The organism is Ferrovibrio sp. (assembly GCF_965278975.1).
GTDB lineage: Bacteria > Pseudomonadota > Alphaproteobacteria > Ferrovibrionales > Ferrovibrionaceae > Ferrovibrio.
The window spans coordinates 782447-799505 of sequence record NZ_OZ257126.1 but is presented as its reverse complement, the minus strand read 5'-3'; the positions used below and the strand labels follow the sequence as shown (position 1 = coordinate 799505).

Sequence of the window (17059 nt, the reverse complement as noted above, 5' to 3'; positions counted from 1 at the left end):
TCATGGCGAGGACCGGGACGACACGCAAGAGAGCCAGCCGCTTGCCGCGCGAGCGGCGCGAGGCCGATATTCTGGAAGCCGCGCGCACGGTGTTCCGGCTGCGCGGTTACGAGGCCGCGTCGATCTCCGAAATCGCCGAGCGGGCCGGCGTGGTGGAAGGTTCGATCTACCGCTATTTCCAGAACAAGCGCGCGCTGCTGGTGCGGGTGATCGAGGATTGGTATAGCGGCATGATCGAGGAGGACAGCCATCTGCTGGCCTCCGTCACCGGCATCCGCAACCGGCTGCGCTACATCATCTGGCATCATCTCAAGGCGCTGCATGACGAGCCGGGCCTTTCCAGCCTGGTGTTCCTGGAATTCCGCCCCGACCCGCAATACCGCAAGACCACGATCTACACCCTGAACCGGCGCTACACGGCGCGGGCCACGGCGGTGGTGCGCGACGCGATGCAGAGCGGAGAATTCCGCAGCGATGTGCCGCCGGGCCTGGTGCGTGATCTGATCTATGGCTGCGTCGAACATCACACCTGGGCCTTCCTGCGCGGCGAGGGCGGTTTTGATATCGAGGCGGTGGCGGATTCCATCACCGATCTGGTGTATCGCGGCCTGGCGGCGAGTCCGGCTCAGACATCGGCCCAGGAAGCACCGCTTGATGTGGCGTTGCAGCGGCTGGATGCGGCGGTGAGCAAGCTCAACACCCTATCGCTTGTTGCGCCGGCGCAGGAAAGCGTCGAGCACGTCGAGGGTCGCCGGCGACGCCGCTAGGCGGGCGACGCTCTCGGCCTCACGGTCAAGCTGCTGCTGCAAGGTATTATCCAGGCTGCTGGCCATCAGCTTCTTCAAGGCGGGCAGCGCGCCGGCCGGCATCGCCGCCACTTGCTGCACAACAGTTTCGACATTGGCTTCGAAGCTGGCATCCTCGAACACCCGGGTAACCAGGCCCAGTTCCAATGCTTGGTCGGCGGAAAGTACCGGGTTCAGTGCCATCAACTCGAAGGCACGCCGCGCGCCGACAATACGCGGCAGGTTGTAGGTGAGGCCGCCATCAGGCGAGAGGCCGGAACTGGTATAGGCCGCGACGAAACGCGCCGAGCGCTTGGCCAGCACGATATCGGCCAGGATGGCGATGCTGAAGCCGCCACCCGCCGCCATGCCGTTCACCGCCGAGATCACCGGTGCCGGTCCCTGATGCAGCCGCATGATGCCAAGATGAAACAGGCTGGCCATTTCCAGCACATGCGGCCGCAGATGCGTGCGGTTGGCGATGAAGTTGTCGATGTCGCCACCGACACTGAAGAAATCGCCCTCCGCTGAGATCACCACCAGCTTGATGGAATCATCGGCGGCGCAGGCAATGGCGGCTTCGGAGAATTCCCGGCACCATTGCAGGTCAACGGCATTGCGCCGCGCTGCACCGGCCATCACCAGGCGGGCAATGCCATCCGTGATGCTGAGATTGATTCGCTGGCCGTTCATTGCCGCCTCCCTCAAAGCCGCAGCACGCCATAACCGGGTTCGCCGAAGGGCGCGTTCAGCGCGGCGGCGATACTGATGCCCAGCGCGTTGCGCGTGTCCACCGGATCAAGCAGGCCATCATCCCAAAGCTCGGAGGTGGAATGGTAGGCGGAAAGCTGTTGCTGGTAGGCCTGCAGGGTTTCCTCGCGCACCCGGGCCAGATCCTCCGGGCCATAGGCGATGCCATCGCGCTCAAGCTGGCGCAGCTTCACTTCCGCCAGCGTGTTGGCGGCCTGCTCGCCGCCCATCACCCCGATCTGGTGGTTCGGCCAGGAAAACAGGAGGCGCGAATCAAAGGCGCGGCCACACATGCCGTAATTGCCGGCACCGAAAGAGGCATGGCACATCACGGTGAATTTCGGCACATGGCTGCAGGCCTGGGCCATGATCATCTTGGCGCCATCCTTGGTGATGCCGGCGGCCTCGTAGGTCTGGCCGACCATGTAGCCGGTGATGTTCTGCAGGAACAGCATCGGCGTGTTGTTCTGATTGCACAGCTCGATGAAATGCGCGCCCTTCAGGGTGCTGTCGTTGAACAGCACGCCATTGTTTGCCAGGATGCCGATGCGATGGCCCCAGATGCTGGCATAGCCGCAGACGAGAGTGGGGCCGTAATTCGGCTGGTATTCGTGGAAGCGGCTGCCATCAACCAGGCGCGCGATCACCTCGCGCATGTCGAAGCTTTTCTTGATGCTGTCGGGCAGGATGCCGTAAAGCTCATCCGGGTCGTAAAGCGGCGCATCGGCGCTGGCCATGGCAATCGGCGTTTTTCGTGTCGGTTCCCATTGCGCCACGATCTCGCGGCCGATGCGGATGGCATCGAGTTCACTCGCTGCGGGATAGTCGCAGGTGCCTGAGGTGCGGGTATGCAGATCGGCACCGCCGAGATCATCGGCGGAGACGATGGCACCGGTAGCGGCCTTCACCAGCGGCGGACCGGCGAGGAACACCGCGCCCGTGCCGCGCACGATCACATTGTAATCACTCAAGGCCGGGATATAGGCGCCGCCGGCAGTGCAATGGCCGAATACCAGAGCCAACTGCTTGATGCCGCGTTTGCTGAGCAGGGACTGGTTACGGAAGATGCGACCGGCCATATGCTTGTCGGGGAATACATCCGACTGCAATTGCAGGAAGCCACCGGCGGAATCGCAGAGATGCACCACCGGCAGGTGGTTCTCCAGGGCGATTTCCAGGCAACGCACGATCTTCTTCACCGTGAGCGGATACCAAGCCCCGCCCTTCACCGTGGAATCATCGGCGTGGATCATCACCTCGCGGCCAGCCACGATGCCGATGCCGGTGATGCAGCTTGCACTGGGGGAGGCGCCTTCGCCGGCCATGTTGCCGGCAAGCGTCGAAAGCTCCAGGAATGGCGTACCCGGATCAAGCAGCTTTTCCAGTCGCTGGCGCGGCAGCAGTTTGCCATGGCCGGCCATGCGTTGCAGGTCACGCGCCGGGCGGTCATGGCGCGCAGCCTGCTGACGTTCGTGTAGTTCCTGCGCCAGTTTCCGGTTCGCGGCATAGCGCAGGCGAAACTCCTCATCATTGGTGCGGATGGCGGATTTCAGCACGCTCATGATGCCCCCCCTTCATCTTTGGCAAAGCTGATCAAGACAGCGCCACGGTCGAACGTGGCATTCTCGGCCACATGCACTTTGGCGATGCGTCCGGCACGATGTGCCGTGATGCTCATCTGCAGTTTCATGCTCTCGATCACCAGCAACTTGTCGCCCTCGGCCACTTCCTGGCCCACGGCGGCATGCAGGCTGATCACCGTGCCGGGCATCTCGGCCATGATGTCGTTGCCGCCGGCGCCACTGCCGCCGGCATCGCCACCTTCTTGCAGGCGCCGCAGATGCAGGTTGCGGCCGGCGATGCGCAGATAGATGTCGTCGCCCACCACCAGGCGCCAGCCGGTGATGCGGCGGCCATCGATTTCGAGTGCGAAGGCGCCGCTGTCAGCGGCTTGCTCTTCCGTGCTGACATTCTGTCCACCCAGAGCGAAAAGCAGGTTGGGGCGGCGCGCCAGCACAGCGAGGTCGAGTTCCTTGCCGGCAAGGTCGAAACGGTAGCTCATCTCAATTCCTCCAGGCGCCGATGCTGGCATGGGGTTCCGGCGTGCCGAGCAGCGCATGGCGGATATCCTCGGTGCCGAGTGCTGCGGCGATGATGGCGGCCTGCTCGGTTTCGGATGTGAGTGGCGGAGCGGCCAAGGAGGCGGCCTGCTCGGTCAGGAAGCCGGTATGCAGTCGTCCTGCGAGGAATTCCGGGTGCGCCAGGATGCGGGTCAGGTAATCGCCATTGTGGTTGACGCCGAGCAGGGCCAGTTCCTCCAGGCCCTTGTGTAGCCGTGTGGCGGCTTCGTCGCGGCTGCCACCATAGGCGATCATCTTGGCCAGCATGGAATCGAAGGCCGGCGTCACCGCCTGGCCTTCGGTGATACCGCCATCCCAGCGCAGGCCAGCGCCTGCCGGAATCCGCAGCAGGCCGATGCGGCCGACAGCCGGGCGGAAATCGCGCTCCGGCTCCTCGGCGCAAAGCCGCACTTCGATGGCATGGCCCTGGCGGCGCAGTTCATGCTGCTTGCAGGGCAGTGGCAGGCCGGCGGCAACACGCAACTGCTGCTCCACCAGATCGACGCCATAGACCGCTTCCGTCACCGGATGCTCGACCTGAAGGCGGGTATTCATTTCCAGGAAATAGAACTCACCGTCGCTGCCGAGAATGAATTCCACCGTGCCGGCATTGCGGTATTTCGCGGCCGCCGCCAGCTTCACGGCGGCATCGCAAATCTTGTTGCGCAGGGCGTCCGGCAGGTTGGGGGCTGGTGCTTCTTCCACGATCTTCTGATAGCGGCGTTGCAGCGAACATTCGCGCTCGCCGAAATGCAGCACATTGCCCTGGCCGTCACCCAGTACCTGCACTTCGATATGGCGCGGCATCTGCACCAGCTTCTCGGCATAGACGCGGCCATCGCCGAAATAGCGTTTGGCCTCGCTGGCGGCCAGGCTGGCGGCTTCGGCCAGTTCATCCGGGCCACGCACGATCTTCATGCCCTTGCCGCCGCCGCCGGCCGAAGCCTTGATCAGCAGCGGATAGCCGACCTTCGCCGCCTGTGCGGCGATGGCGGTGGCGTCGCCGGAAAGATCCAGGCTGGGCGCCACCGGCACGCCCTGGTCGCGGGCATAGTCGCGCGAGCGGATCTTGTCGCCCATTAGATGCATGCTGGCCGCATCCGGGCCGATGAAGCTCAGGCCGGCTTCGGCAACGGCTGAAGCGAAGCCGGCATTTTCCGAGAGGAAGCCGTAGCCGGGATGAATCGCCGTGGCTCCCTGCGATTGGGCAGCAGCGATGATCTGCGCGCCATCGAGATAGGCGGCGGTAGGCACCGCGCCGGTGAGTTCGATGGCGGCATCGGCCAGCGCCACATGCGGCGCCTTGCGATCCTCGAAATGATAGACCGCGACGGCGCGGATACCGAGGCGCTGCAATGTGCGGATGACGCGGCAGGCAATCTCGCCGCGATTGGCAACCAGCACGGCGGGAAACAGGGTCATGGCTGCCCTCCCTCGTAATGAATTCGGTTCATTAACTGTGTGTAAAAGCTCACCAGATTCATGGCGCGCTCCGTCAGGCCAGCCAGCGTTTGCGTCGGCGGTAATGTTTTACGGCGTGATAATCGACCTTGGCGACGCCACCGAGATAGGCGTCCTGCACATCGGGATTGGCGCGCAGCACGTCAGCCGTGCCGTTCATCACCACGCGGCCATTCTCGATCAGGTAGGCGGTCTGCGCCACGTCCAGCGCGGCGGCGGCATTCTGCTCCACCAGCAGCACGGCTACCTTCTGTTCGGTGTTGATGCGGCGGATGATGTCGAAGATTTCATCCACCAGATAGGGCGCCAGGCCCAGGCTGGGTTCATCCAGCATGATCAGTTTCGGCTCGGTCATCAGCGCGCGGGCAATCGCCAGCATCTGCTGCTCGCCGCCGGAAAGATAGCCGGCCTTGGCTTTGGCGCGGTCGCGCAGGCGCGGGAACAGATCGAACATGCGCTCCAGCAGGTCGCGCACCCGGGCGCGATCCCGGTGCATGGAAGTGGCGGCGATCAGGTTTTCCGCCGGCGTCAGGTGGCCGAATACACGGCGGCCTTCCAGGCAATGCACGATGCCCTTGCGCACACGCTCCGGCGCATCGGTCTTGAGAATATCCTGGCCCATGAAGGTAACGTCGCCGCGGGTCACTTCGCCGCGTTCGGGCTTCAGCAGGCCGCTGACGGTCTTGAGCACGGTGCTCTTGCCGGCACCGTTGGCGCCGAGCAGGGCGACCAGGCCGCCTTCCGGCACCTCGATGGAAATGCCCTTCACCGCCAGGAACACCTGGTCGTAAACCACCTCGACATTGTTCAGCGCCAGCAAGGCCATTTCAGTCACTCCGGGAAGGAGTGGCGCGGCAGCATTAACTGCCGCGCCAGCCCCATCACATCACTTGCCGCTCTTAGCGAACTCGGACGAGTACTTCTTGATCTCGGCCCAGACCACATCCTGATTGGCGGAGAACCAGTCAGTCACCGGCTTGAAGCCCTTGCCATCCCACTGCGAGATGCGGCCCATGCCGCCGCCCTGGTGATCGGCGGCGGTCACCGTGGTGGAGGGCATCATGCCTTCCGCAGTGAAGCCCTTGATCGCCTGCAGGCCGGCATTCAGCCAGGGGCCGTTCACCGGGCCGTTCGGCGCCAGTGCGAAGGCCTGCTTCACGCCTTCGAGAATGGTGGCCATGATCATGACGCCGTAATTGTAATAGACGGTGCCAACCTTGTTTTCCGGGCCAGCGCCCTTGCCGGCGGAAACCACGCTCTTGAGGATGTCCTGGATCGGCTTCGGCTCGCGGCCGAGCACGCAGGGATCCACCTTCATCACGCCCTTGGCGGCATCGCGGCCGGCCACGTCCATGTCGGACTCGGAGATCCACACCGACGAGCACATGCGGTCCATGCGGATGCCGTTGCGGATGGCTTCGGTCAGTGCCACGGTCTGGCCCACGCCGGCACCCCAGAAGATCACCCAATCCGGGCGCGCGCGCCGCACCTGCGGCCAGATCGCCGACTGGTCGTTGCCCGGCGGGGTGTAGGGGAAGGGCAGCAGCTCGAAGCCGAGCTTGTCGCGCAGGGCTTCCAGGATCGGCAGCGGTTCCTTGCCGAACGGCGTGTCGATATGCACATAGGCGATCTTCTTGCCCTTCAGGCCGCCATCCTGCTTGTTGGCGTAATCCAGGATCAGGCCCATCTGCGTCCAGTAATTGGGCGAGAGCGGGAAGATATAGGGGAACACGGTGCCGTCGGCGGCGTCCGAGCGGCCGGAGAAGGCGGTCACCATGTTGACCTTGTCGGCCAGCACGCGCGGCACCAGGGCGCGGGCCACCGGTGTGGAGAGCGGATCGACCAGCAGCATGCCCTGGCCCTTGGCGCGCTCATAGGCTTCGATGGCGCGCGGCAGATCGTTGCCGTGATCGGTCACTTCGGCAACGATCTTGTAGCCGTTGATGCCGCCGCGCTCATTGATCAGCGTCATGTAGTCGCGCTGGCCCTGGCTGTATTCGGCCGTCACGAAGGTATAGACCTTGGTGAAGTCCTGGGTCATCAGGAAGCGGATGGTCTTGTCCTGGCCGAAGGCCAGTTTGACCGGCTGCGCGGCCAGCAGTGCGGCGGCACCAGCGCCGGTCAACAGGGTGCGACGATCGACATTGATGGTCATGGGCGTTCTCTCCTGCGTTTTTCGTTGGACACTTCAGCGTTGGGCATGGCGGAACGGCCATACCAGGAAATAGTTGCGGATATTGTTGTAGATCTTGGCCAGGCCGAGCGGCTCCCAGAGCAGGAAGCCGACAATCATGGCGCCATAGAGCATCAGCGGCAGATGGGCGCGCAGATCGGCGCTGAGCTGCCAGGCAAAGCTGGTCGCCAGCGTACCGATCAGGTTGTTCAGCACGATGGGGGCGAACAGGATCAGCGCGGCGCCGAAGAAGCTGCCCAGCACGCTGCCCATGCCACCGACGATCACCATGGCGATAAGCTGGATCGAGAGTTCGATATGGAACTGCTCGGGCGAAATCTGGCGGAAATAACACACTGCCAGCACGGCGCCGACCACACCGCCGATGAAGGACGAAACCCAGAAGGCCAGCAGCTTGAAGCGGAAGGTATCGACGCCGATCACTTCGGCTGCGTAATCCTTCTCGCGCACGGCGGCGAGCGCACGGCCCAGGCTGGTGCGGCGCAGGTTGAGCATGAACAGCGTGACGATGACGCAGATCGCCAGGGCCAGATAATACACTGCCCGGTCGCCCTGAACGGCGATGCCGAGGAAGGTGATCGGCGGCACGGTGATGGAGGCCTGGCTGCCGCCGCTGATTGCCGGCACATGGGAGATGACGAAATCGACGATATACTGCATCGCCAGGGTGGCCATGGCGAGATAGAGGCCCTTCACGCGCAGGGCGGCGGCGCCGAACACCACGCCGATGCTGGCGGAAACCACACCACCCAGCAGCATGGCAAGCTCGAACGGCACGCCGGCACGCACCGCATGCACCGAGGCATAGGCGCCGATGCCGATGACCGCGCCATAGCCAAGATGCACCTGACCGGCTACACCCATCAGCATGTTCAGGCCCAGTGCCGCCGTGGACCAGATGATCCAGGGCAGCAGGTAGCCGACCAGGTAGAGGCGGTCGACCAGGAAGGGCGCGGCCAGGCCCAGCAGCAGCATGAAGCCGGCAAGGCGGCGGTCCAGCGGCAGCGGCCAGATCTGGCGTTCGGCGTTGTAGGTGGTGAAGCGGATGCCGGAGCGGCGGTAAAACATCTGGCCCTCAGATCCGTTCGATATGCTCGCGGCCAAACAGGCCGTGCGGCTTCAGCAGCAGGGTGAGCAGGATGATCACGGAGGCGACGACATCGCGGGTACCACCGCCAACCAGCGGATCAAGCACGCCGGTGGCGACGCTTTCCGCCACGCCGACGATCAGACCGGCGATCAGCACACCCGGGATGGAATCGAGGCCGCCAAGAATGGCGATGGCCAGCGCTTTGATCAGCAGCAGCGACAGCGACCAGTCGACGCCTTGCGTAGCACCCCACATCACACCGGCGACAGTGGCGCTGGCGGCGGCAAGGCCCCAGGAAATGGCGATGGCGCGTTCGACGCGGATGCCAACGGCCCAGGAAGCAGTCTGATCATCGGAAACCGCGCGCATCACCACGCCGAGGCGCGAATTGAACAGCAGCAGCGATACCAGGATCATCACCAGCGATACCGCACCGCCGATCATGGTGGAGCGGTTGATCAGGATATCGCCCAGGAATAGCGGCGAACCCGGGATGCCGATATCCAGGCGCTTCACCGCCACACCTGCCATGCCCGGCAGCAGGCCGCGCAGCATGATTTCGATGCCCAGCGTCAGCATGATCGCCATGATCACCGGCTGGCCGATCATGCGGCGCAAAGCCAGGCGTTCGGTGGCGGCGCCAACGCCGAACATGCCGACAATCGCCACCGGCACGGCGAGCCAGATCGGGATGCCGAGCGGGCCGGAAACCACCCATGCCATATAGGCGCCGGTCATCGCCAGCGCGCCCTGGGCCAGGTTGGCGATGCCGGAGGTCTTGTAGATCAGCACCATCCCGAGGGCGACAAGCGCATACATCAGGCCGACGAAAACGCCGTTGACGCCGAGTTCCAGGATCAGCAGGTAATCCATCAGGCCGCACCCTCACGAATGGCGAGCACGCGGCTCAGTTTGCCCTTCGAGCCATCCTCGTAGGTGATCTCGGCTTCGAAGGTCACGTCCTTCACACCCGCATACAGCGCCTCGATCAGCTTGCCGTAACGTTCCTCGATGGTGTTGCGGCGCAGCTTGCGGGTACGGGTGATTTCGCCGTCATCGGCGTCGAAATCCTTGTGCAGATTCACGAAGCGGCGGATGCGCAACGCCTCGGGCTGCAGCGAATTCACATGTGCGATGACGCCCTGGATCAGTTCCAGCACTTCCGGCTTCTGCGACAGCTCGGCATAGGAGGTATAGGTGATTGAACGCTTCTCGGCCCAGTGGCCAACGGCTTCGAGGTCGATGCAGACGATGGCCGTGAGATAATCCCGGCCAGCGCCGAGGATCGCTACATTGCGCACATACTGGCTGAATTTCAGCCGGTTCTCGATGTAGTTCGGGATGTAGCGCTCGCCTGCCGCCGTGCGCACCACCTCGCTGACGCGGCCGAGCACGGCCAGATGGCCGTCTTCATCCAGATAACCGGCATCGCCGGTGCGCAGCCAGCCATCCTGCAATGCCTTCTCGGTTGCCACCGGATCATCGACATAGCCGTCGATCACCGAAGCCGAACGGATCAGGATTTCGCCGCTTTCGTCGATGCGGATATCGACGCCCGGCATCGGCTTGCCAACGGTCTGCAACTTCACGCTACCTTCGGTCTGCGCCGCCGAAAGGGCAGCGGTTTCGGTCTGGCCGTAGAACTGCTTCAGCTTGATGCCAAGTGCGCGGAAGAACAGAAAGGTATCCTCACCCATCGCCTCGCCGCCGGTGAAGGCGCGTTCGGCACGAGTGAGGCCGAGATAATCCTTGATCGGGCCATAGACGAAGATTTCGCCCAGGCCCAGCTTCAGGCGGTCGAGCAGGCTCGGCTCCTGGCCATTCATGCGGCCTTGTTCCACCTTGATGGCATGGGGCATGAAGGCGTCGAACAGCCAGCGTTTCAGCGGCGTTGAATCGGCCATGCCGACCTGCACCCGGGTCAGCATGTTGTCCCAGGCGCGCGGCGCGGCGAGGTAGAAGGTCGGCGCCACGGCGCGGATATCGCTCAGCACGGTTTCCTGGCGCTCGGGAATATTGATCGTTGCCGTCATCAGCAGGCCGGCGCCAAGCGTGAACACGAAATCGCCGACCCAGGCGGTGGGCAGGTAGGCGAATAATTCCTCATGCTGGCGGAAATAGCCGCCTTTGGCGGCGTTATCGATGCCGCCGACCACATTGCGGTGCCGCAGCGGGATGCCCTTGGGCAGGCCGGTGGTGCCGGATGAATAGAGCAGCACGGAAATATCGTCGGGCTGTGCGCGCAGCAGCAGGTTCTCGGCGAGACCGGCTTCCGCTTTCAGCCGCGCGCGGCCCTTCTCGGCCACTTCCTGCAATGCCAGCACGCCTTCGGGCCGCTGGTGGCCGAGGCCGCGCGGATCGTCGAACAGGATCACCTGCGGCCGGCCGGTGCGCTCGCGCAGGCCCATCAGCTTGTCGACCTGCTCCTGGTCCTCGGCTACCGCCAGGGCCGGTGAGCCAAAGCGGGTGAAGGTATCGAGTTCATCCACCGGCACGTCGGGATAGATCGGCGAAGGGAAGGCGCGCAGCACATTTGCCGCCAGCATGGAGAAATACAGGTTGGCGCGGTTGTCGCCGACCACGATCACCGCATGGCCGGGCTCGACGCCCAGTTCTTCGAAACCGGCAGCCAGGGCCAGCACTTCATCGCGCGCCTGCGGCCAGGTGAATTCCTGCCAGATGCCGTGGTCGCGCTCGCGGAAGGCAATGCGGTTGGGATAGCGCATGGCGTTATGCGCCAAGGCACCGACCAAGGTACTGGGAGCCAGGCTATCCTGCAAATGAGCCGCGTTCATCAGTGGCCCCCGGCCGCAACACGGGCGGCGGCGCGTTTGCCGAGATAGGCAGATACCACCTCGGGCTTGGCGATGGCGGCATTGGGTTCGCCTTCGGCGATGATCTCGCCATAGCTCAACACCACGATGCGGTCGCAGATCGCGGTCACCACATCCATGTGATGCTCGATCAGCAGGATGGTGACGCCGCGTTCCTCGCGCGCATCCAGGATGAAGCGGGCAATATATTCCTTCTCTTCCTGGTTCATGCCGGCCATCGGCTCGTCCAGGATCAGGAAGCGCGGCTCGGCGACCAGGGCGCGCGCTAGTTCCACGCGCTTTTGCAGGCCCATCGGAATGGTTTCCACCGGCTCGTCGCGGATATCCTGCAACTGCATGAAATCGATCACGTCTTCCGCCGCGCGGCGATGCTCGTGCTCCTCGCGTGCCGCCCATACCCAGTAGAACAGCGAGGCCAGCGCACTGGGCCGCATGCGCACATGGCGGCCCAGCAGGATATTGTCCAGCACGCTCATGCCGCGGAACAGCGCCAGATTCTGGAAGGTGCGGGCAACGCCCAGGCCCGCCACGCGATGCGGCTTGATCGCGGTGATATCCTGGCCGAATAGCTGCACGCTGCCGGCATTGGGCGGGTAGAAGCCGGTCACCACATTGACCATGGTGGTCTTGCCCGAGCCATTGGGGCCGACCAGGCCGAAAATCTCGCCGCGATCGACATGCAGGTCCACACCCTTCAGCGCCTTAAGGCCGCCGAAAGAGCGTTCGATGCCACGACATTCCAATACGCGGTCGCCGCTCATCAAGCTGCCTTGCCTGTCGTGAAAATCCCCTGCCGGCCGGACGCAGCTACGCCCTGGCCGATGGGCTCGCCTGTCGCGCGCCGCATCCGTTTCCTCCTATGGGCCGACTCATGTCTCTGGCCGAGCCTCGATTGGGCTTATTGAATGTCATTCATTAGGCGGAGTCAATCACGCTCTCTGGCCCGGAACAGACTTCACCACCCCTTGCCGCAAGCAGGCGAGGCGTCCTAACTGGGGCAGGCAAGGACGAGGCCCATGCAGCAGCAGATTTCCGTGATCACCCTTGGTATCGCCGACCTGGCGCGCTCGCGGCATTTCTATACCGCCGGTTTCGGCTGGCAGCCGGTATTCCAGAATGATGAGATCGTTTTCTACCAGATGAACGGCCTGATGCTCGGCACCTGGCTGGCCTCGGCGCTGGCCGCCGATAGCGGGCGGCAGGCGGCAGCACCCGGCGGCATGTCGCTGGCGCATAACGTGACCAGCCGTGAAGCGGTCGAGCCGTTGATGCGGGCGCTGGTCCAGGCCGGCGGCAGCCTGCTCAGGCCGGCGCTGGCGCCACCGCATGGCGGCTATTGCGGCTATGTGGCCGATCCCGATGGCCATGCCTGGGAAATTGCCTGGAATCCGGCCTGGCCGATCAGCCCGGAGGGCTACGTTACTTTTGGCGCTTAACTGGCGGACGCTTGAGCTTGAGCAATGCCAGCAGCATGGCATCGCGCTCGGCGGCAAGCTGCTCGATGCTGCGGCCTTGGCTCTCCTTCGCAATGCCCTGCACCAGCTTGCGCTTGGTGGCGGCGTCCAGACGGGGTGAACCAAGCGAGCGCCAGCGCTTTTCCTGGCTCTGGCCGAGATGCTCCAGGTAATGCTTGAGGCCGCCGCTGCCGCCGCCGAGATGGTAGGTCATATGCGCGCCCTGGATCGCCCAGCGCAGGCCCGGCCCTTCCACCAGCGCCTTGTCCACGTCCGCCACGTCGGCGATGCCCTCGGCGACGATATTCACCGCTTCGCGCCACAGTGCCGAGGCCAGCCGGTTGGCGACATGGCCGGCGGCTTCGCGGCGGATACGGATCGGTGCCTTACCAAAGCCTTCATAGAAGGCAAAAGCCTGATCCACGGCGGCCTTGGTGCGGCCATAGATTTCCACCAGCGGCACCAGATGCGGCGGATTGAACGGATGCGCCACCACCAACCGGTTTGGCCGCTGCATCCCGGCGGCGAGTTCCGACCATTGGAAGGACGAAGTGGATGAGGCAATCAATGCCTTGCCATTCAGTGCCTCGATCTCGGCATAGAGCGCGCGTTTCAGCGGTATCTGCTCGGGCGCATTCTCCTGGATCCAGGCAGCGCCTTGTACAGCCTCGGCCAGTGTCGCCACGACGCGCAACTCGCCCTTGGCCTTGAGGCCCAGTGGGCGCAACTGCCGGCGCATCGCCTCGGTGCGCTTGGCGAAGCTCTGCCGCATCGCCGCTATCGGGTCCCAGGCCACGACGCTGGCGCCATGGGCCAGGAACAGGGCGACCCAGCTCGCGCCGATCAGGCCGCCGCCGATAATCGCAATATGGGACACAGGTTGCCTCCGCCGTTCAATCGGCGAGGATTGTTTCGCCTAAGCCGGCCTGGCGCAAGGCTGCAAGCTGCCGCCGGTCGGCGCCGGCATCGGTGATCACCATGTCGATACGGCTGCATGGGCAGATCGAAACGCGGCTGACGCTGCCGATCTTGGCGTGATCGGCCAGGAAGATGACGCGCTGGCTCTGCTGGATCATGCTGCGGGCGATCTCGGCTTCATGCAGCACGAAATCGGTGGCGCCGTGTTCGGGATGCACGCCCACCGGTGAGAGCAGGGCAACATCGGCGCGGAAGCGCGCGACCTCGCTTAAAGTGAGTTCGCCATAGGTGCCCGGCACATCGCTGTGCAGCCGGCCACCCAGCAGCAGGGTGGTGACATCCTGGCGCAGGCCGTTCAGGGTCGCGGCGACATCGATGGAATTGGTGATCACCGTCAGCCCGGCGATCTTGCCAAGTTCGGCGGCCAGGATCGCGGTGGTGGAGCCGGCATCGACGAAGCAGACCTGGCCGGGCTTGATCTCGCGGATGGCGGCGCGGGCAATCGCCTGCTTTTCCTTGCGTCGCACCTGCAGGCGGTCGGCGAAGGGCGCCTCGCTCGGCGGATCGGGCAGTACGGCGCCGCCATGCACGCGCTTCAGCAGGCCGGCGCCTTCCAGTTCCAACAGGTCGCGTCGGATGGTCTCGCGTGAGACATCCAGGTCGCGCGCCAGATCGTCGGCCGACATCTGCTTGAACTGGTGCAGCAGGCCCTGGATACGGCGATGGCGTTCCTGCGCCCACATCTCAGTGTGTTCCAGACAGCCCGGCGCGCCGCTGCGCCAGATACACGGCGCCGCGTGCCAGCAGCAGCGAAGCGGCCACCACCAGCATGATCACGGTGGAGAAGGCGGCGGCCTGCGAGGTATAGCCGCCTTCATCCAGGCGCATCACGGTCACGGCGGCCAGCATCAGCTTCGGCGTCACCAGGAAGATCACGGCAGACAGCGTCACCATCGAACTCATGAACAGGAAGAAGAACACGGAAATCAGCACCGGCAATGTATAAGGCACATACACATCACGCACCACTTGCCAGGTGGAAGCACCGATGCAGGTGGCGGCTTCTTCCAGTGCCGGCGGAATCTGCCGCAGGCCGGTCGTCATGGTGACAAACCCCTGCGTGTGATAGTGGTAGAAATTACACATCGCCAGCAGGGTGGCGCTGCCATAGAGCAGCATCAGTGGTGTGCCGGGCTGGTTGAAGGCGAACACATAGGCCAGGCCGAGCACCAGGCCAGGCACGGCAGCCGGCAGCATGGCGATGAAATAGATGATGCGCGCGAAAGGCCCGCTCATGCGCTTAAGCGCCACGCCCAGCAGCAGCAGGAATACCGTGCCGAAAGCCGCCGCTGCCGCAGAAATGCCGATGCTGATCCACAGCGGATCGTAGCCGCCGGCCAGCTTGATATCGTAATGCCGCCAGGTGAAATCGAGGCGATAGGGCCATAGCCGCATGAAGCTGGCATAGACCACCACGCCGACCACGGTGAGCGGCAGCAAAGCCACCAGCCAGGCGAGGCCGCCGACGATGCCGTCGCGCCACGGGTCCTTCGGCGGGATGTAGGGTACGGCATTTTCCGATTGCGTGCCGAATTGCCGCTGGCTGGCCAGCCGCTCGAAATAGAACGAGAGCAGGGTGGGCAGCAGCAGCAGCATGCCGACCACGGCGCCGAGATTGAGGTTCATCTGGCCGATGACCTGATTATAGATCTCGATCGCCAGCACGGTGTAATCGCCGCCGATCACGGCGGCGTTGCCGAAATCGGTGATGGTGACGGTGAACACCACGAATACCGCGCTGAGTAGGCCATAGCGGATATTCGGCAAGGTCAGATCGACAAAGCGGCGCCAGCCCGAGGCGCCCATCACCTCCGCTGCCTCGAATAGCCGCGCATCGGCATGGCGCAGCGCGGCGCCGATGATCATGGTTGCCTGCGGCAGGCCATAGAGCGTGTTGGCGATCAACAGGCCCCAGAAGCCGTAGATTTCGACATTGAGGCCGAAGCTCTTGTTGATCAGGCCGTTGCGCCCGAGCAGGAAGATCAGGCCAAGGCCCTGCACCAGGGAGGGTGCGATGATCGGCAGCGAGATGATGCCAAGCAGCAAGGCTTTCAGCCACAGCCGGCAGCGATGCAGCGCGAAAGCCACCAGCAGGCCGAGCAGCACGGTCAATGCCGTGGTCGCCAGGCCCATGACCAGGCTGTTGATCAGCGCCTTGGCGAAGCCGCGCGAAGTCAGGATGCGCGCGAAATTGCCGAAGCCAAGCGAACCATCGGGCTCCAGCAGGCTGCGGTAGCCCATCATGGCGATTGGGTAGGCGAAGAACAGCAGCAGGGCGGCGGCTGGAATCACCAGGCAGGCTATATTGAACAGCCGGTCCCTGGAATCCTGCGCCGGTGCCGAAGGCGGCGGCGGTGCGGCCATGGTCAGGCCGCCACCCAGGCAGCGCGGGCAGGATCGACCGCGATTTCGATGCCGTCTCCCGGCACAAAGCGCGAGCGGCCATTCTCCTCGGCCACCAATTGGCCCAAGGGGGTGTCGAGCCTCAGTCGCGTGATATTGCCAAGGAAGCTCACCGCCAGCACGGTACCGAAGCTGCCCTGGCGCAAAGTTACATGCTCGGGCCGCAGGCAGAGCAGGTGATCATTGCCCGGGCAGCCTTGCAGCAGATCGGGCCGCGCCGATTGCAGCCTGGCGGGTTCGATCAGGTTGCTCACGCCCATGAAATCGGCGACGAAACGCGTGGCCGGATGCAGGTAGAGATCGGTCGGGCTGCCGGCCTGCTCAATGCGGCCGCGACTCATGCAGACGATGCGGTCGGCGAGGCTTAAAGCCTCTTCCTGATCATGCGTCACCATCACGGTGGGAATCCTCAGGCGGCGCTGCACATCGCGGATTTCCTCGCGCAATTCGGCGCGCACCTTGGCATCCAGTGCTGAGAGCGGCTCATCCAGCAGCAGCAGGCTGGGGTCGACGGCGATAGCGCGGGCCAGCGCCACGCGCTGTTGCTGTCCGCCGGAAAGCTCCCAGGGAAAACGTTCTGCCACCTGCGGCAGCTTGATCAGCGCCAGCAATTCAGTGACGCGGCGGTTGATCTGCTCCCGCGGTGTGCCACGCAGTTTCAGGCCATAGCCGATATTGTCGGCCACCGTCATGTTGGGAAACAGCGAATAGCTCTGGAACACGATACCAAAGCCGCGCTGCCGCGCCGGCACTTTGCTCAAATCCCGCCCAGCCAGTGTCATCGTGCCGGAATCCTGCATCAGCAGGCCGGCGATGATCCGCAGCAGCGTGGTCTTGCCGCAGCCTGATGGTCCGAGCAGGCAGACGAACTCGCCTTCTTCCAGCGAGAGCGAAACATTATCCAGCGCCAGCACCGGGCCGAAGCTTTTGCGCACGCTGTCGATGACGAGATGCATGATTGAGTCTGAGTTTGATGAATCTGGGCTTGAG

16 protein-coding genes are annotated in these 17059 nt (G+C 64.0%); 2 read left to right on the top strand and 14 right to left on the bottom strand.

Translation table 11 applies throughout. From position 1 onward, the window contains the following. Positions 1-2 precede the first annotated feature (2 nt). Positions 3-767 (top strand): TetR/AcrR family transcriptional regulator, encoded by a 765-nt coding sequence (locus tag ACQY7X_RS03815; protein WP_428248524.1) that lies wholly within the window; start codon positions 3-5, stop codon positions 765-767. On the opposite strand, the gene ACQY7X_RS03810 is transcribed toward ACQY7X_RS03815, so the two are convergent. The 10 genes from ACQY7X_RS03810 to ACQY7X_RS03765 form a co-directional block, all read right to left on the bottom strand. After that, positions 702-1478, bottom strand: a complete 777-nt coding sequence (locus ACQY7X_RS03810) for an enoyl-CoA hydratase/isomerase family protein (RefSeq protein WP_428248523.1) — start codon at positions 1476-1478, stop codon at positions 702-704. The two genes, ACQY7X_RS03815 and ACQY7X_RS03810, sit on opposite strands and share 66 nt — an antisense overlap. Positions 1479-1489: 11 nt before the next feature. Then, a complete protein-coding gene (locus ACQY7X_RS03805) occupies positions 1490-3097 on the bottom strand; it encodes a carboxyl transferase domain-containing protein (protein WP_428248522.1) in 1608 nt (535 codons plus the stop codon). After that, entirely contained in the window at positions 3094-3597 is a 504-nt protein-coding gene (locus ACQY7X_RS03800) for an acetyl-CoA carboxylase biotin carboxyl carrier protein subunit (protein ID WP_428248521.1), read from the bottom strand. Before ACQY7X_RS03800 ends, ACQY7X_RS03805 begins: the two co-directional genes overlap by 4 nt. A gap of 1 nt (position 3598) precedes the next feature. Next, positions 3599-5077, bottom strand: coding sequence for an acetyl-CoA carboxylase biotin carboxylase subunit (locus ACQY7X_RS03795; protein ID WP_428248520.1), 1479 nt, complete (start codon positions 5075-5077; stop codon positions 3599-3601). A gap of 73 nt (positions 5078-5150) precedes the next feature. Then, positions 5151-5942 (bottom strand): ABC transporter ATP-binding protein, encoded by a 792-nt coding sequence (locus tag ACQY7X_RS03790; protein WP_428248519.1) that lies wholly within the window; start codon positions 5940-5942, stop codon positions 5151-5153. Positions 5943-6002: 60 nt separating this feature from the next. Continuing rightward, positions 6003-7271 carry an ABC transporter substrate-binding protein gene (locus tag ACQY7X_RS03785; protein WP_428248518.1) on the bottom strand — a complete coding sequence of 423 codons (1269 nt, stop codon included), beginning with the start codon at positions 7269-7271 and terminating at the stop codon, positions 6003-6005. Between the two features lie 33 nt (positions 7272-7304). Next, complete coding sequence (locus ACQY7X_RS03780) at positions 7305-8378, bottom strand: branched-chain amino acid ABC transporter permease (protein WP_428248517.1); 1074 nt, start codon at positions 8376-8378, stop codon at positions 7305-7307. A 7-nt stretch (positions 8379-8385) separates the two neighbouring features. Next, complete coding sequence (locus ACQY7X_RS03775) at positions 8386-9273, bottom strand: branched-chain amino acid ABC transporter permease (RefSeq protein ID WP_428248516.1); 888 nt, start codon at positions 9271-9273, stop codon at positions 8386-8388. Beyond that, positions 9273-11195, bottom strand: a complete 1923-nt coding sequence (locus tag ACQY7X_RS03770) for an AMP-dependent synthetase/ligase (protein ID WP_428248515.1) — start codon at positions 11193-11195, stop codon at positions 9273-9275. The genes ACQY7X_RS03775 and ACQY7X_RS03770 overlap by 1 nt, the downstream gene beginning before the upstream one ends. Then, positions 11195-11995, bottom strand: a complete 801-nt coding sequence (locus tag ACQY7X_RS03765) for an ABC transporter ATP-binding protein (protein WP_428248514.1) — start codon at positions 11993-11995, stop codon at positions 11195-11197. The genes ACQY7X_RS03770 and ACQY7X_RS03765 overlap by 1 nt, the downstream gene beginning before the upstream one ends. 255 nt (positions 11996-12250) lie before the next feature. Between ACQY7X_RS03765 and ACQY7X_RS03760 the strand changes: the two genes are divergently transcribed. Continuing rightward, entirely contained in the window at positions 12251-12670 is a 420-nt protein-coding gene (locus tag ACQY7X_RS03760) for a VOC family protein (protein ID WP_428248513.1), read from the top strand. On the opposite strand, the gene ACQY7X_RS03755 is transcribed toward ACQY7X_RS03760, so the two are convergent. Genes ACQY7X_RS03755 through ACQY7X_RS03740 form a run of 4 tightly spaced genes read right to left on the bottom strand, consistent with a single transcriptional unit; the run spans position 12654 to position 17025 of the window. Continuing rightward, positions 12654-13565, bottom strand: a complete 912-nt coding sequence (locus tag ACQY7X_RS03755; RefSeq protein ID WP_428248512.1) for a 3-hydroxyacyl-CoA dehydrogenase NAD-binding domain-containing protein — start codon at positions 13563-13565, stop codon at positions 12654-12656. The two genes, ACQY7X_RS03760 and ACQY7X_RS03755, sit on opposite strands and share 17 nt — an antisense overlap. 16 nt (positions 13566-13581) lie before the next feature. Next, positions 13582-14349, bottom strand: a complete 768-nt coding sequence (locus ACQY7X_RS03750; protein ID WP_428248511.1) for a DeoR/GlpR family DNA-binding transcription regulator — start codon at positions 14347-14349, stop codon at positions 13582-13584. 1 nt (position 14350) lies between these two features. Continuing rightward, positions 14351-16030 (bottom strand): ABC transporter permease subunit, encoded by a 1680-nt coding sequence (locus tag ACQY7X_RS03745; protein WP_428248510.1) that lies wholly within the window; start codon positions 16028-16030, stop codon positions 14351-14353. A gap of 2 nt (positions 16031-16032) precedes the next feature. Next, complete coding sequence (locus tag ACQY7X_RS03740; protein WP_428248509.1) at positions 16033-17025, bottom strand: ABC transporter ATP-binding protein; 993 nt, start codon at positions 17023-17025, stop codon at positions 16033-16035. Between the last annotated feature and the right edge of the window lie 34 nt (positions 17026-17059).

Coding starts and splice junctions, on each gene's coding strand:
- ACQY7X_RS03815 (WP_428248524.1), top strand. CDS start 3: ATGGCGAGGACCGGGACGACACGCAAGAGAGCCAGCCGCTTGCCGCGC.
- ACQY7X_RS03810 (WP_428248523.1), bottom strand. CDS start 1,478: ATGAACGGCCAGCGAATCAATCTCAGCATCACGGATGGCATTGCCCGC.
- ACQY7X_RS03805 (WP_428248522.1), bottom strand. CDS start 3,097: ATGAGCGTGCTGAAATCCGCCATCCGCACCAATGATGAGGAGTTTCGC.
- ACQY7X_RS03800 (WP_428248521.1), bottom strand. CDS start 3,597: ATGAGCTACCGTTTCGACCTTGCCGGCAAGGAACTCGACCTCGCTGTG.
- ACQY7X_RS03795 (WP_428248520.1), bottom strand. CDS start 5,077: ATGACCCTGTTTCCCGCCGTGCTGGTTGCCAATCGCGGCGAGATTGCC.
- ACQY7X_RS03790 (WP_428248519.1), bottom strand. CDS start 5,942: ATGGCCTTGCTGGCGCTGAACAATGTCGAGGTGGTTTACGACCAGGTG.
- ACQY7X_RS03785 (WP_428248518.1), bottom strand. CDS start 7,271: ATGACCATCAATGTCGATCGTCGCACCCTGTTGACCGGCGCTGGTGCC.
- ACQY7X_RS03780 (WP_428248517.1), bottom strand. CDS start 8,378: ATGTTTTACCGCCGCTCCGGCATCCGCTTCACCACCTACAACGCCGAA.
- ACQY7X_RS03775 (WP_428248516.1), bottom strand. CDS start 9,273: ATGGATTACCTGCTGATCCTGGAACTCGGCGTCAACGGCGTTTTCGTC.
- ACQY7X_RS03770 (WP_428248515.1), bottom strand. CDS start 11,195: ATGAACGCGGCTCATTTGCAGGATAGCCTGGCTCCCAGTACCTTGGTC.
- ACQY7X_RS03765 (WP_428248514.1), bottom strand. CDS start 11,995: ATGAGCGGCGACCGCGTATTGGAATGTCGTGGCATCGAACGCTCTTTC.
- ACQY7X_RS03760 (WP_428248513.1), top strand. CDS start 12,251: ATGCAGCAGCAGATTTCCGTGATCACCCTTGGTATCGCCGACCTGGCG.
- ACQY7X_RS03750 (WP_428248511.1), bottom strand. CDS start 14,349: ATGTGGGCGCAGGAACGCCATCGCCGTATCCAGGGCCTGCTGCACCAG.
- ACQY7X_RS03745 (WP_428248510.1), bottom strand. CDS start 16,030: ATGGCCGCACCGCCGCCGCCTTCGGCACCGGCGCAGGATTCCAGGGAC.
- ACQY7X_RS03740 (WP_428248509.1), bottom strand. CDS start 17,025: ATGCATCTCGTCATCGACAGCGTGCGCAAAAGCTTCGGCCCGGTGCTG.